Below are 14,308 nucleotides of genomic sequence, written 5' to 3'. Positions count from 1 at the left end.
ATAAATCGCTTTTAAGTTAACCAGCGTCTTCAATGTTGTTAAAAACAGCCGTTCATCGATAAATTTGAACTTTAATTTTCTCCGCCTGAATATTTTTTAATCTTTTTTGCACGCCTAATCATACACTTCCTAAAACAACTGTATATAAAGACAGCTTAAACCCAGTGTCTATGCGGCTTTCACGCCTTTTTTCTACTTGACAGTGGGGATCATTGGTACCTAAACTGTAACTCAGTGGGTAAATGTGGCGAATTGTGGATCAAATCATCATCACTTTGCAGATTAGTACTCAAAAAACAAGAAAACCAAGAGCAAATAATAAAAGGCTAGGGGAATGTTCCGCGGCGCTAACGCAATCAATCTGGATACAAAAGGCAGACTGGCTATACCGACGAAGTATCGTCAGTCGCTGCTGGATGATTGTCAGGGACAACTGGTCTGCACTGTCGATACACAACAAAGTTGTTTGCTGCTTTACCCACTTCCCGAATGGGAAGAGATTGAGCTAAAACTCTCAAAACTTTCAAGCATGGTTCCGGCCGAACGTCGCTTGCAGCGATTGCTACTTGGATATGCTTCTGAAGGTGAGATGGATAAAAGCGGACGTATTCTTATTCCTACCCCACTGCGAAGTTTCGCAAAACTCTCAAAAGAAGTCATGTTAGTTGGTCAGTTAAACAAATTCGAAATTTGGGATGCCGATATTTGGGCACAACAAGTTGAAGCTGATATAGACACCGAACGCAAAGGCGAATTTGAACTTACCGAACGATTACAGGACTTTTCTCTATGACACAGCCTAGCGAATTTAAACATATTTCTGTATTGCTTGATGAATGCATTGAAGCCTTAGCGATTAAACCGGACGGTATCTACATTGATGCTACGTTTGGACGTGGTGGGCACTCAGCGCATATTTTAGAAGCATTGGGTGAACATGGGCGACTCATCGCCTTTGACCGCGACCCACAAGCGATTAAAGCGGCTGAATGCTTCGCTGATGATAAGCGTTTTAGCATTATCCACTCACCATTTGGTGATATGGCTGAAGAAATCGAAGCGCTAGGGCTAACCGGCAAGATTGACGGCGTACTCATGGACCTAGGCGTATCTTCACCACAACTTGACGATGCAGAGCGTGGCTTTAGCTTTTTACGTGACGGCCCACTCGACATGCGTATGGACACCTCTCGTGGACAAAGTGCTGCCGATTGGTTGGCTAGCGCAGAAGAGCAAGACATTACACAGGTCATTAAAGAGTTTGGCGAAGAAAAGTTCGGCAAGCGCATTGCTCACGCTATTGTGAACACACGTATAGATACACCTATTACCCGTACTGCACAGCTTGCCAAGATCATCGATGAAGCTGTACCTGTAAAAGACAAATTCAAGCACCCTGCAACCCGCGCATTCCAAGGTATTCGCATTTATATCAATGCGGAACTTGAGCAACTTCGTGTTGGCCTTAAAGCGGCTACCCAAGTGTTAGCAAAAGAAGGCCGCTTAGCCGTTATTTCATTTCACTCGCTTGAAGACCGTTTAGTAAAACGCTTCATTAAGGATCAAAGTAAAGGGAAAGTGGTACCACATAATTTGCCAATAACTCAGGCTGAAATAGATGCAGATAAGGTGCTTAAAGCGCTAGGTAAAGCAATAAAACCTTCGGAACAGGAGATTGCGAACAACGTTCGCTCTCGCAGTTCGGTATTACGTGTGGCAGAAAAGTTATGACCAAAGCCGCGCCAGACAAGGCCAGCACTAATTTTAAATTACTGCTTATCATTGTTTCAGATTTGACCCGCAACAAGTTGCGGGTTTTGTTGTATTTAATGGTTATCACAAGCGCTATGGCGGTAACGCTTAGCAGTCACCACAACAGACAGCAAGTCATCGCCCTTGAAGACCTTATGCAAGAGAAGGACGAACTTGATGTCGAGTGGCGTAACCTCGTGCTTGAGCAACGCGCGTTGACCGAGCATAACCGCATAGAAAATTTGGTTGAAAAACAGCTAGAAATGTACCGTGCCACGGCAGATGACGAAGTAGTGGTGAGGCTAAAATGAGTACATCTGCACTTTCTCGTAAACGCAAAAATACAGGCGCAAAACAAAATGTAACACCAAGCTTGGTGCACTGGCGTTTTGTGGTTGTGCTTGTCGTAATCATGCTTGTTTTCGGCGTGTTGGCTGCCCGTGCGGCCTACATTCAAGTTATCGAGCCAGACGAACTTATTCAACAGGGCGACAACCGCACATTAAGAACACGTGACATGCCGACCTATCGAGGGCTTATTACCGATAGAAATGGCGTTGAACTCGCGGTGAGTGTGCCTGTTCGCGCCATTTACGCTGACCCAAAAATTATTCACGAAAACAACGGGTTTGAAGAAGAACGCCGCTGGGAAGCGCTGGCAGATGTACTGCGCCAAGACGTAAATGAACTCAAAGAAAAAGTGGCAAACCCCAAACGTCGCTTTGTTTACTTGCAGCGTCAGGTGTCTCCGGCCATGGCTGAGTACGTCGATAAACTGGACATTCCAGGCATTTATCTTCGCCGTGAAAGCCGCCGTTATTATCCTACGGGTGAAGTTTCAGCGCAGTTAATCGGGGTAACCGATGTTGACGACACGGGCGTTGAAGGCTTAGAGCGCATGTATAATGAGTGGCTAACGGGCACGCCGGGTTCGCGAAAAATACGCCGCGATGCGAAAGGACGCCAGGTTGAAATCTTAGAAACAAAATCTGGTGAAAAAGCCGGCGACCTAGAGTTGACTATCGACCAGCGCATTCAAGCACTTGCTTACAAAGAAATTAAAGAAGCCATGATTTACTATCAATCAAGTTCGGCTTCCGCCATTGTCATTGATGTAAAAAGCGGTGATGTTTTAGCTATGGTGAACGCACCATCGTTCAACCCTAACGATAGAAGTGATATTTCTGCGCACAGAATGCGTAACCGGGTAATTACTGATGCGTTTGAGCCGGGTTCAGCATTGAAGCCACTCGCAGTGCTTACCGCATTAGAATTCGGTGAAATTGAGCCTGAAGATTCAATAAACACACACCCAGGTTGGATGCGTTTAGGCGGAAGCCTAGTAAAAGACTCGCGTAACTATGGCGAACTAACGCTAGAAGAAATTATTCAGCATTCCTCAAATATGGGGACGTCTAAGTTGGCCCTTTCTGTGCCTAAACAGTTCCTGCTTGATACCTATTACAACATGGGCCTAATGAGCGATACCGGGCTGAATATGGCGGGTGAGAGTAGCGGTATTTTCCATGAGCGCAGTCGCTGGTCTGAGTTTGAATTAGCCACGCTTTCGTTTGGGTACGGCATATCTGTGACAACAGCACAGTTGGGGCGTCTTTACGCGACTTTGGCAAACGGCGGTATAAAAACACCGTTAAATATCATCAAGTCACCTGAACAACCTTCTTGGCAAGCTCAATCAGAGCGGGTGATAAGCGAAGAAAACGCGAAAGCCATTGTTCAAATGATGGAAAGCGTTACCCAGCGTGGCGGCACGGCAATAAAAGCAGCGGTTCCGGGCTATCGAGTCGCTGGCAAAACAGGTACCAGCAGAAAAGCGGTGGCTGGCGGGTACGGTGAAGAGTACGTCAACATTTTCGCCGGTATCGCACCTGTGTCTGACCCCAGGCTAGTAACTATTGTATTGATCAACGAACCCGGCGGTGATTTGTATCACGCAGGGGACACAGCAGCACCCGTTTTTTCATCGATTATGGGTGGTGCACTGCACATGCTAAACGTAACGCCCGATGACAAGCAGGTTACTTCTAGCCGCTTATTGAAAGGAGGTCAAAGTGGTAGTTAGTGCCTTTATTCAAAGTATCAAAGCCTTGTTAGCGAAATTTGGTGTAGAAGCCCCCGATATTCGCATTGAAGGTTTAACGCTGGACAGCCGAGAAGTGAATACACGCTTAGCGTTTGTTGCGGTGAAAGGCCACGAACGCGATGGTCGAGATTTTATACCCCAGGCAATAAGTTTAGGGGCCCGTGTAATTCTGGCGCAAACTGAAGACAGTAGTGCCCATGGCCAAATGGAAATGCGCGACCACAGCGTCATCATTTCGCTATATGATTTACCGCAAATGCTCTCTGCATTAGCTGCGGCATTTTACGACTACCCTGCCCAGAAAATGACGACAGTAGCAGTGACAGGAACAAACGGAAAAACCTCTACAGTTCAATTGCTTACTCAGCTTAAGGATGCGTTAGGCACACGTAGTGGAAGCATCGGAACGCTAGGTAGCAGTGTGTTTGAAGGCGATGAAACTCAGTGGTCGAACACGCCGGCAGCAAATACTACGCCCGATGCCATACGTATGCAGTATTTGTTGGCAGACTTTGTGCAAAGCAACGTGCGCCATACGGCCTTCGAAGCAAGTTCTCACGCATTGGTTCAAGGGCGGCTTGGTACAGTAAAAACCGATATCGCTGTTTTCACTAACCTTACTCGAGATCATCTCGATTATCACGGCACCATGGAAGAGTACGGTAAAGCCAAGCGCTTGCTGCTTCAACAGCCAGGTTTAAATGCTGTTGTATTAAACGCCAATGATCATGAAAGTAAGAAGTGGGATGGTGCAGCAGATAAGGCGATTACACGAATCTGGACAGGTATAGCCGAAAATGGTCTGGATGAAAACGGTGAAAGTGAGTGCTTGCGAGAGCATAACAATCCTCAAAGTCGCCATTGTTTCGCCACAAATGCTTCTTATCATGCAGGTGGATGTAGCTTCGAACTAGTGAGTTCGTGGGGAAGCGCTGCTATTTCGCTACCGCTATTTGGAAAGTTCAATATCAGCAATGTACTTAGCGCTGTAGGCACGCTACTCGCTGAAGGTGAGCGTTTTGATGACGTGGTTAACGCGGTAAATGCAATCACGCCCGTTCCCGGGCGAATGGAAGTTTTCCCTGTAACGGGTGCGGCAAACTTAGTGGTGGACTACGCGCATACGCCAGACGCTCTGGAGAAAGTGCTGTTAAGCGCCAAATTTCATACAACGGGCAAAGTGTGGTGTGTGTTTGGCTGTGGTGGAGATAGAGACAAAGGCAAGCGACCGTTAATGGCGCAGGCTGCTGAGGTTGGTGCTGACGCTATTGTAATCACCACAGATAACAGTCGCAGTGAAAAACCGGAATCTATCGCCGAGGATATCATTGCGGGTTTGAAGAACCGTGAGCTGGCCGTGTCTATACCTGATCGCGAGCAAGCTATTCGTCATTGCCTTGAGCACGCGCATGAAAGCGACATCATCATTGTGGCCGGGAAAGGCCATGAAGATTACCAAATTATCGGTGACAAAAAGACTAACTATAACGAACGTGCAGTTGTGGCGCGACTGCAACAGGAGTACAGCAAATGATAACAACAACGCTGTCATGGATAGCCGAAAAGGTTGATGGAAAATTTTTAAAAGGCGCTGCTGACACTGAAGTGTCTGCAGTAAGTACCGATACCCGCACCCTAGAAGATGGTGCAGTTTATCTGGCCTTGAAAGGCCTAAATTTCAACGGCCACGACTTTATCTCAACCGCCGAAAAAGCGGGAGCAAGTGCGGTTATTGCCAGTGAAGACGTAGTAACCTCGTTACCTGTCATCATGGTTGAAGATACCAAAGAAGCGCTTGGTCTGTTAGGTGCGGCAGTGAAAGCTCATGTGTCGCCTAAAACCATTGCCATCACCGGAAGCAGTGGTAAAACCACCGTAAAGGAAATGTGCGCGGCTATTTTGGCGCGAAGAGGTAATGTATTAGCCACAAACGGTAACTTCAATAATGATATTGGTGTGCCGCTAACCCTTCTACGCCTAGAGCCTCAGCATGAATATGCGGTTATGGAGTTAGGTGCAAATCATATCGGTGAAATCGCGTATACCACGAACCTTGTTAAGCCGGACGTAGCCACTATCGTAAACGCTGCCGCTTCTCATCTAGAAGGCTTTGGCAGCTTGCTAGGCGTGGCGCGCGCCAAAAGCGAAATTTTTAAAGGCCTAGGCAGTGACGGTGTGGCGGTAGTCAATGTTGATAGTCAGTTTGCCGAATTTTGGCAGGGCAAACTTAAACAGACCAAAACGCTAACGTTTTCGCCGCAGCAGAAAAACGATGCTGACTTTAGAGCAGAAGATATCACCATTGGATTAGATGGCTGCGCCGCATTTCACTTGGTTTGCCCGCAAGGTGATATGTCTATACAGCTAACAATACCTGGTATCCACAATGTGGGTAATGCCCTTGTTGCTGCTGCTCTAACGCTACAAGTTGACGCCACGTTAGAAAATGTGCGCGACGGCTTACTTGCCATGAAGCAAGTTAGCGGCCGTTTGAACGTAAAACAACTTACTGAACAAGTTCGCCTATTAGATGACACCTACAACGCCAACGTGGCGTCAGTTAATGCGGCCATTGATACACTAAGTAGCTTTTCAGGCATTCGCGTTCTTGTTCTAGGCGACATGAAAGAGTTGGGCGAAAAAGCGCGTTTTTACCACGAGCAGGTAGGGGAATACGCCAAGCAAAAAGGAATAAATTACCTGTATACCATGGGTGTTTTGAGTCAATCAGCGAGTGCTGTGTTTAATGAAAACGGTGGCCATTTCAGCGATGTTGAAAGTTTGTTGGCCGCAATGGAGAGTGATTTGTTAGTGCAGCAGCGCGATATTTCAATTTTAGTCAAAGGTTCACGCAGTTCCAAAATGGAACGTGTGGTAGAGGCGGTAGAGGTCTCTGCGCTGGGAAAGCACGATAGCCGTCGGGAGCGAATAGCATGTTAATTTGGCTAGCCGACTGGCTGACACAATTCGATTCAGGGTTTAACGTATTTTCATACCTTACCCTTCGTGCAATTTTAAGCACGCTGACCGCATTACTTATCGCCATTTTAATTGGCCCTAAGATGATTCGTTATTTACAGCGTATGCAAATTGGTCAAACCGTACGTGACGATGGCCCGCAAAGCCATTTATCAAAATCAGGCACGCCCACTATGGGCGGGTTACTTATACTCGCAGCAATTGTAGTAAGCGGCCTGCTTTGGGCTGACCTGACTAACCGTTATGTATTGGTAACCCTTACCGTGGTTGTGGCCTACGGTATTATCGGGTTTGTTGACGACTACAGAAAAGTGATCCGCAAAGATTCGAAGGGGCTTATCGCCCGTTGGAAATATTTCTGGCAATCTGTGGTTGCGTTAGGCGTCGCATTCTATCTATACAGCAGTGCAACAATAAGCGCTGAAACCTCACTTCTGGTGCCTTTCTTCAAAGAAGTGTTCCCGCAGTTAGGTGCGTTCTTCATCATTATTACCTACTTTGCCATTGTAGGCACAAGTAACGCGGTAAACCTTACCGATGGATTGGATGGACTTGCCATTGTGCCCACTATATTGGTGGCAGGCGCATTTGCCATTTTTGCCTATGTGACAGGTAATGCGAACTTTGCTGAATACCTGAATATTCCTCATATTCCGCTCACCAGCGAACTGGTGATTGTGTGTACCGCCATGGTCGGGGCTGGCTTAGGCTTTTTATGGTTTAACACCTATCCGGCACAAGTTTTTATGGGTGACGTTGGTTCACTAGCGCTAGGCGGCACACTAGGTGTGTTAGCTGTATTAGTGCGCCAAGAACTCGTGTTAATCATCATGGGTGGTGTTTTTGTTATGGAAACCCTGTCGGTCATCCTTCAGGTAGGTTCTTACAAATTGCGTGGCCAGCGTATTTTTCGTATGGCGCCTATTCACCATCACTATGAATTGAAGGGCTGGCCAGAGCCGCGCGTAATAGTGCGTTTTTGGATCATTTCAATCATTTTGGTGTTGGTGGGTCTTGCTACCCTCAAACTTAGATAAGCGGTAAAGAGAAAAATCGTAATGTCGTATAACGTACGTGAGCATAGTTATGTAGTCGGTGGCCTAGGTGTTACAGGTCAGGCTTGCGTGCGCTTTTTGTTGCAAAAGCAGGCAACGGTCAAAGCGTTTGATACACGTGCTAATTTTGCTGCACCTGCTGATCTTGATGGTGATCTCGACTCTGGCATGCAAGCTTTTATGGCAGAGAAGGTCACCTGCAATGCCCTCAGTAAAGATTACTTCGATGGTGTAGACACCTTGGTGTTAAGCCCAGGACTTGCCCCTGATATTGAACAAGTTGCCTGGGCAAAATCTTGCGGAGTAGAGGTCATTGGCGATGTTGAGCTGTTTGCCCGCCTAAATACACCTGAAAATAGCACTGCGCCAACTAAGCGCGTAGTCGGCATAACCGGTTCTAACGGTAAAACCACGGTTACTTTATTAGTGAACCATCTGCTTAAAAGTTGTGGGGTAAAAAGTATTGAAGCGGGTAACGTGGGCCGGCCTGTACTTGAAGCGCTACAAAGTGATGCAGATGTAGTAGTAATGGAGCTATCAAGTTTTCAACTTGAAACCACCTCTAGCCTGGTGCTTGAAGCTGCCACTGTGCTTAATATTTCCGATGATCACCTAGACCGTCACGGTACCCTTGAAGCCTATATCGATGCCAAGCATCGCATTTTTGATAACGCGAAATCTGCGGTTGTGTGGCGAGACGGTGAGTTTGTGGCGCCTGAAGAACCGCTAGCATCACAAGAGTTCATTGAATATGGTTTAGGGGAGTCGTCTACAGGGTTTGCAATTGCCGCTTTTGAAGATAAAAATGACGGTTCAAGCGATAAGCAAAGCCTGTTTATTACGTTTAACGGTGAAAAGCTTATTGCCCTTAGCGATATTCATTTGGCGGGCATGCACAACGTACTAAACACTATGGCTGCATTAGGCATATGCCAACAGCTAGGTGTCTCGCCAGCGCTTGCGGTTAAACATCTACGCAGTTTTAAATCTGCACCACATCGGTGTGTGGAAATAGCCCGCGTAAACGACATCCGCTATATCGACGATTCCAAAGCAACCAACATTGGCGCCACGGTAGCTGCCCTTGAAGGGTTAGCCCCGACTATACAAGGGAAGCTCATTCTTATTGCAGGTGGTGACGCTAAAGGCGCTGATATAGCCAGCCTCTCGCCTTATCTAACTAAATATGTATCGCACGTGTTTGCTTTGGGCAAAGATGCACACCTGTTTGAAAAGAGTTTTGCGCATACAACTCGTGTGGCAACGATGAAAGACGCCGTAAAAGCAGCAACAAGACTTGCTGCCCCTGGTGATGTTTTGCTGCTTTCGCCTGCGTGTGCAAGTTTAGATATGTTTAAGAACTATATGCATCGCGGTGACGTGTTTAAACAAGATGTACACCACCTACTTAATCTACACAGTAAGAACGACGACGCTGTGGAGGCCACATCATGATTGCTGCCTCTACCAAACTTAGCGCGTTATTTGCCGTGAAGCACGACGGACAACCTTCGGCAACGCACCCCTATGACGTGACGCTTATCTTAATTGCGCTCGCGCTAATGAGTATTGGCATTATTATCGTCACCTCGGCGTCGATGCCGGTGGCCGATAGGCTTCACGACAACCCCTTCTATTTTGCTATTCGCCACGGTATTTACATTGTTGGGGCCATCATTGCCGCTATGGTAGTGCTGAATTTGCCCATGCAGTTTTGGCGAATGACAAACCCCTATCTTCTGCTTGCGGCTATAGCGCTATTGTTAGCAGTACTGGTAGTGGGAAGAACCGTGAATGGTAGTACCCGTTGGTTAGCGATTGGGCCTATAACCATTCAAGCTGCCGAGCCAGCTAAGCTCTTTTTCTTTGCCTATTTGGCGGGTTATTTGGTTCGCCGCTACGAAGAAGTGACCGAAAATCTAAAAGGATTTATTAAACCCCTTGTCGTGTTCTTTGCGTTAGCGATGCTATTACTGCTACAGCCAGACTTAGGTACCGTCGTTGTGATGTTTGCCACCACCATTGGCTTGCTGTTTTTAGCGGGTGCACGACTTTGGCAGTTCTTCGCACTGGTGTTTGCAGGCATATTGGCGGTTGTAGCGCTTATCGTGTTTGAAGAATACCGAATGAAACGGGTTACCTCCTTTTTAGACCCTTGGGCTGACCCGTTTGGCGCTGGTTATCAGCTAACCCAGTCTTTAATGGCCTATGGCCGCGGTAACTGGTTTGGGCAAGGCCTAGGCAATAGCTTGCAAAAACTGGAATTCTTACCCGAAGCACACACTGACTTTGTTATGGCCATCTTGGCGGAAGAGCTGGGCTTTGTTGGTGTGCTTGCAGTACTCGGCCTCATTTTGTGGATGGTGTTGCGTGCACTGAGCATTGGAAATAAGGCACTTGAAAAAGGGCGAGCGTTTGATGGTTACATGGCTTACAGCATAGGCATCTGGTTCAGTTTCCAAACGGCGGTAAATATTGGTGCAAGCGCAGGTATTCTGCCAACAAAAGGGTTAACACTGCCGTTAGTTAGCTACGGCGGCTCGTCACTTATCATCATGTCAGTAGCAGTAGCCATATTACTTCGTATCGATTTTGAATTACGGGTTGATGGTGTACAGGCGATTGGCCGGGGCGACAGCAAGTCCGGTATGAGCAAGGCTCGTCGTAAAAAGCCTATTCCTGCAGGCGCGTCGCAATCTAGAGAGGGACATGCCGAAGGTGGAGCGAGTGTAGAGAGCAATACAGATGAAACAGACTTTTCTACAGCGACGGTTGAAGCTAAACCTAGCGCAAAAACATCAAGTGCAGAAGATGAAGGTAAAGCCGGCATTAAAGCCATACTCGCGCGGGTATCGCAGGAGGCTGATAATGGCTAAGCGTTGCTTAATTATGGCTGGCGGTACAGGCGGACATGTTTTTCCAGGACTTGCAGTGGCAAACGCGCTTCGAAAGGAAGGTTGGGACATTCATTGGCTAGGCACCGCCGAGCGAATGGAAGCGCAAGTTGTGCCTAAGCACGATATTCCTATCCATTTCATACCGGTAAAAGGGCTTCGTGGTAAAGGCATATCTGCGCGTCTGCAAGGTGCTGTTGCGTTAGTTAAAAGCTTATTTTCTGCAAGGCGAATTATAAAGCGCCTTCAACCTGATATCGTTGTCGGATTTGGTGGTTACGCTAGCGGCCCTGGCGGCGTTGCTGCAAAAAGCTTAGGTATTCCCGTTATTGTGCATGAACAAAATGCAGCGGCAGGCATGACCAATAAGCTTCTAAGTAAATTCGCAAGTCGCGTGCTTCTGGGCTTTGACGATGCCAAAGAACAATTTTCAGGTGGCGCTACTAAGGTGCATACTGTGGGCAATCCTGTTCGTGATGAAATTTGGCAGGTGAAGCCCAAATCTGTGGACATTGACGCAGACGCTCGTGAAAACACCACAGAGCATAAGCAAGGTCTTAATATGCTTGTTGTAGGCGGCAGTTTAGGCGCGCAAATTCTCAATGAAACCGTACCAGAAACTTGCGGTGTGCTAGAAGGTTTATCAATAAAACACCAGTGCGGTAAAGGTAACAGTGAAGGTGTCATCAAAGCCTACACGTCGGTGGGCGCTGATATGGCGAAAGTTGATGTAAGTGATTTTATCGATGATATGGCCGCAGCTTATGAATGGGCAGACTTTATTGTATGTAGAGCTGGTGCGCTCACGGTGAGCGAGGTTGCAGCTGCTGGGCGTGCAGCGATTTTCGTACCGCTACCTTTTGCGGTTGACGATCACCAAACAAAAAATGCGCAATCGTTAGTGAAGCAAAATGCGGCACTAATGATTGCTCAATCTGTATTGAAAGAAAATTTGGGGCAGGCGGTGCGTCAGTGGATAAAACACCCTGAAGACTGCTTAAAGATGGGCGCTGTAGCAAAAACATGTGCAAGCACTCATGCCACGGAAAATGTAGTAAGCCACGTAAAAAGCGTGGTAGGAGTAGGGGACTAATGGTTTTTAAAACCCCATTTGAAAGCCCGCAAATGCGCAGGGTTAAAAATATATTCTTTATTGGTATCGGCGGTGCCGGTATGGGTGGTATTGCCGAAGTATTGCTAAACGAAGGTTATGCAATTGCTGGCTCTGATATTCAAGAAGGGCCAATGACACAGCGCTTAAGCGAATTAGGCGCTGATGTGAAAATAGGCCACCGTGCGGAAAATGTCGAAGGCATGGACGTTATTGTGGTGTCTAGTGCCATCAATGAGCAAAACCCAGAAATTATCGTGGCTCGTGAAAAGCGCATTCCGATTATTCGACGCGCTGAAATGCTGGCTGAGTTGATGCGATTTCGCCACGGTATAGCGGTGGCAGGTACGCACGGCAAAACGACCACAACCAGTTTGATTTCAACGATTTTCGCAGAAGCGGAGTATGACCCTACGTTTGTTATCGGTGGCTTGCTTAATAGTGCCGGTACAAACGCGCGGTTAGGCAAGAGTCGTTATCTAATTGCCGAGGCTGACGAGAGCGATGCGTCCTTCCTTCATTTGCAGCCAATGGTATCGGTGGTTACGAACATTGAAGCGGATCACATGGATACCTATGGCGGCGATTTCTCAAAGGTGAAAGATACCTTTGTTGATTTTTTGTCGAACCTACCGTTTTATGGTCAAGCCATCGTATGTGGTGACGATGCGAACATTCAAGAAATTCGCCCTCGTATAGGCAGAAGCATTCTGACCTACGGTTTTGAATCACATAATGATTATCGCGCAGAAAATGTTTCACTGTCATTCGGTAAAGCGAATTTTACGGTTATTCGCCCAGAACGCGAACCGTTAGATATTACGCTGAACCTCACCGGTAACCACAATGTGCTTAATGCCCTTGCTGCTATCGCGGTAGCAACGGATGAAGGCGTAAATGACGACGCTATCATTCGCGCACTAGCTAGTTTTGGCGGCATAGGCCGTCGTTTCGAGCAGCTAGGTACGTTTGCTACCAGTAAAGGCGAGGTGTGTTTGGTGGATGATTATGGTCACCACCCAACCGAAGTGAGAGCGACTATCGCTGCTGCTCGGGCAAACTGGCCTGATAAGCGCTTGGTTATGGTTTACCAGCCTCATCGCTTTACGCGTACCCGCGACCTTTACGAAGACTTTGTTGAGGTACTGTCGAGCGTTGATGCACTGTTGCTTCTGGATGTATATGCGGCCAGTGAACAGCCTATTGAAGGTGCTGACAGTAAAGCGCTATGCCGCTCCATTCGTCAGCGCGGTCAAATAGAGCCTGTATACGTAGGTGACAAAGGCGCCTTACCAGCTATTTTGGCGAACATCATGCAAGATGGCGACATCGTCATGACCCAAGGCGCGGGCAATATTGGACAAATTGCTAAGCTCTTAGCTCGTCACGCGCTTGAGCCGCTCACACTTGCAAAGGAAGGGGAATAAGATGTTTACACCTTCAGTAAGTATTCACTCACAGAAAACCCACTCGCCGAGCGAGTATGGCAAAGTAGCTGTGCTGCTCGGCGGTGACTCTGCCGAACGGGAAGTATCGCTTAATTCGGGCAATGCGGTGTTAAATGCCTTGTTACGACAAGGCGTAGATGCGTTCGCGTTTGACCCAGCAGAGCGACCATTGACCGACCTTATCGACCTCAACGTCGACAGAGCACTTATCATGCTTCACGGTCGTGGCGGTGAAGATGGCTCTATGCAAGGGGCCCTCCAGTTCCTAAAAATTCCCTACACGGGAAGCCCCGTTTTAGGCTCGGCGCTGGCAATGGATAAAATTCATACTAAGCAAGTGTGGCAAAGTTTAGGCCTACCCACCGCAAAATATGAAATTGCTGATAAAAGGCACTTTGAAGCTGGTAAGTGCAGCGCTATAATGGATAAATTGGGGAATGAAGTCATGGTAAAACCGGCCAGAGAAGGGTCGAGTATTGGCATGGCGAGAGTGACAAGCGCTAAACAGCTCGAAACTGCCATTCAGGACGCCTTTAAATACGATAATCAAGTCCTGTTAGAGCAGTATATAGATGGCCCCGAATTCACTGTTTCTGTATTGCAGGGACAGGCGTTGCCGTCTATTCGCATGTCTACTCCACATACATTCTATGATTATGCTGCGAAATACCAGGACAATACAACAGAATACTATTGCCCGAGCGGCTTGTCCGAAGAGCAAGAAGCACAGCTAGCAAAATTAGCATCCCGTGCTTTTGATGCTATTTCTGGCAGCGGCTGGGGTAGAATTGACGTTATGCAAGACAACCAAAGGCAGTTTTATTTGCTAGAGGCGAACACAGTGCCTGGCATGACAGAAAAAAGTTTGGTGCCTAAGGCAGCCAAAGTTGCAGGATTAACTTTTGATGAACTGGTACTAAGTATTCTTTCTACCAGTTTTGATGACGTTGCAAACAAGGCGTAAA

12 protein-coding genes are annotated in these 14,308 nt (G+C 47.4%); all 12 read left to right on the top strand.

Annotation, left to right across the window (positions count from 1 at the left end; all coding sequences use genetic code 11):
- The first annotated feature begins 334 nt into the window (after positions 1–334).
- From mraZ to ACXAGV_RS01975, 12 genes are read left to right on the top strand one after another with little or no spacing between them, the layout of a single operon-like run.
- A complete protein-coding gene (gene mraZ, locus ACXAGV_RS02030; protein WP_025256154.1) occupies positions 335–793 on the top strand; it encodes a division/cell wall cluster transcriptional repressor MraZ in 459 nt (152 codons plus the stop codon).
- Positions 790–1,731, top strand: coding sequence for a 16S rRNA (cytosine(1402)-N(4))-methyltransferase RsmH (gene rsmH / locus ACXAGV_RS02025; RefSeq protein ID WP_474871431.1), 942 nt, complete (start codon positions 790–792; stop codon positions 1,729–1,731). The genes mraZ and rsmH overlap by 4 nt, the downstream gene beginning before the upstream one ends.
- Complete coding sequence (gene ftsL / locus ACXAGV_RS02020) at positions 1,728–2,063, top strand: cell division protein FtsL (RefSeq protein ID WP_474871429.1); 336 nt, start codon at positions 1,728–1,730, stop codon at positions 2,061–2,063. Before rsmH ends, ftsL begins: the two co-directional genes overlap by 4 nt.
- Positions 2,060–3,835 (top strand): penicillin-binding transpeptidase domain-containing protein, encoded by a 1,776-nt coding sequence (locus tag ACXAGV_RS02015; RefSeq protein ID WP_474871427.1) that lies wholly within the window; start codon positions 2,060–2,062, stop codon positions 3,833–3,835. Before ftsL ends, ACXAGV_RS02015 begins: the two co-directional genes overlap by 4 nt.
- Positions 3,825–5,390 carry a UDP-N-acetylmuramoyl-L-alanyl-D-glutamate--2,6-diaminopimelate ligase gene (locus ACXAGV_RS02010; protein ID WP_474871425.1) on the top strand — a complete coding sequence of 522 codons (1,566 nt, stop codon included), beginning with the start codon at positions 3,825–3,827 and terminating at the stop codon, positions 5,388–5,390. Before ACXAGV_RS02015 ends, ACXAGV_RS02010 begins: the two co-directional genes overlap by 11 nt.
- Positions 5,387–6,796 carry a UDP-N-acetylmuramoyl-tripeptide--D-alanyl-D-alanine ligase gene (locus tag ACXAGV_RS02005; protein WP_474871423.1) on the top strand — a complete coding sequence of 470 codons (1,410 nt, stop codon included), beginning with the start codon at positions 5,387–5,389 and terminating at the stop codon, positions 6,794–6,796. Before ACXAGV_RS02010 ends, ACXAGV_RS02005 begins: the two co-directional genes overlap by 4 nt.
- Complete coding sequence (gene mraY / locus ACXAGV_RS02000) at positions 6,790–7,872, top strand: phospho-N-acetylmuramoyl-pentapeptide-transferase (protein WP_014950432.1); 1,083 nt, start codon at positions 6,790–6,792, stop codon at positions 7,870–7,872. Before ACXAGV_RS02005 ends, mraY begins: the two co-directional genes overlap by 7 nt.
- Before the next feature lie 21 nt (positions 7,873–7,893).
- Positions 7,894–9,345, top strand: a complete 1,452-nt coding sequence (murD, locus tag ACXAGV_RS01995; protein WP_474871421.1) for a UDP-N-acetylmuramoyl-L-alanine--D-glutamate ligase — start codon at positions 7,894–7,896, stop codon at positions 9,343–9,345.
- Entirely contained in the window at positions 9,342–10,766 is a 1,425-nt protein-coding gene (gene ftsW / locus ACXAGV_RS01990) for a cell division protein FtsW (protein ID WP_474871419.1), read from the top strand. Before murD ends, ftsW begins: the two co-directional genes overlap by 4 nt.
- On the top strand, positions 10,759–11,877 hold the full coding sequence (gene murG, locus ACXAGV_RS01985; protein WP_474871417.1) for an undecaprenyldiphospho-muramoylpentapeptide beta-N-acetylglucosaminyltransferase: 1,119 nt from the start codon (positions 10,759–10,761) through the stop codon (positions 11,875–11,877). Before ftsW ends, murG begins: the two co-directional genes overlap by 8 nt.
- Positions 11,877–13,322, top strand: coding sequence for a UDP-N-acetylmuramate--L-alanine ligase (gene murC / locus ACXAGV_RS01980; protein ID WP_474871415.1), 1,446 nt, complete (start codon positions 11,877–11,879; stop codon positions 13,320–13,322). Before murG ends, murC begins: the two co-directional genes overlap by 1 nt.
- A gap of 1 nt (position 13,323) precedes the next feature.
- Positions 13,324–14,307 (top strand): D-alanine--D-alanine ligase, encoded by a 984-nt coding sequence (locus tag ACXAGV_RS01975; RefSeq protein WP_474871413.1) that lies wholly within the window; start codon positions 13,324–13,326, stop codon positions 14,305–14,307.
- The last annotated feature ends 1 nt before the right edge of the window (position 14,308 follow it).

This window comes from Alteromonas sp. ABH4_453 (assembly GCF_056160665.1).
Note: the sequence above shows the minus strand (reverse complement) of the source record. Positions and strands in the feature narration are given on the sequence as shown.